This is a genomic window from Clostridium ihumii AP5, from assembly GCF_000612845.1.
GTDB lineage: Bacteria > Bacillota > Clostridia > Clostridiales > Clostridiaceae > Clostridium_J > Clostridium_J ihumii.
On record NZ_CCAT010000035.1, the window covers coordinates 1 to 516 of the forward strand.

Here is a 516-nt window from a genome sequence, read left to right on the forward strand (position 1 = left end):
TTCAATACACAAACAATGTTCAGCGAAGAGAAGACAGGAGTTAAATTCCAAGTTGGAGCTAATAAAGACCAACAGATAGCATTAACATTCTGTGGAATGAATGCAGAGAAGTTAGGAGTTAAAGATATAAAAGATAATGTTGCAGATGCAGATAAATCAACAGCAGCAATAGAAACAGTTAATACAGCTATTGAAACAGTATCAAAAGAAAGATCAAAACTAGGAGCAGTTCAAAATAGATTAGAACATACAATAAATAACTTAAATAATGCTTCAGAAAATTTAACAGCAGCAGAATCAAGAGTTAGAGATGTTGACATGGCAAAAGAAATGATGACATTCTCTAAAAACAATATACTTCAACAAGCTGCTCAAGCAATGCTTGCACAAGCTAACCAACAACCACAAGGTGTTTTACAATTATTAAGATAGTAAACAATATAAATTTAAGATGTTATTAAAATTTAAATGATGGAAAAGGAAGTCCATCTCAAACTCAAGGAGGTATTTTAAAAT

General features: G+C 31.0%; 1 protein-coding gene. It reads left to right on the forward strand.

Translation table 11 applies throughout. From position 1 onward, the window contains the following. A partial coding sequence (locus tag BN346_RS04335; RefSeq protein ID WP_034439874.1) for a flagellin occupies positions 1–432 on the forward strand: 432 nt, incomplete at its 5' end. Positions 433–516: the final 84 nt, after the last annotated feature.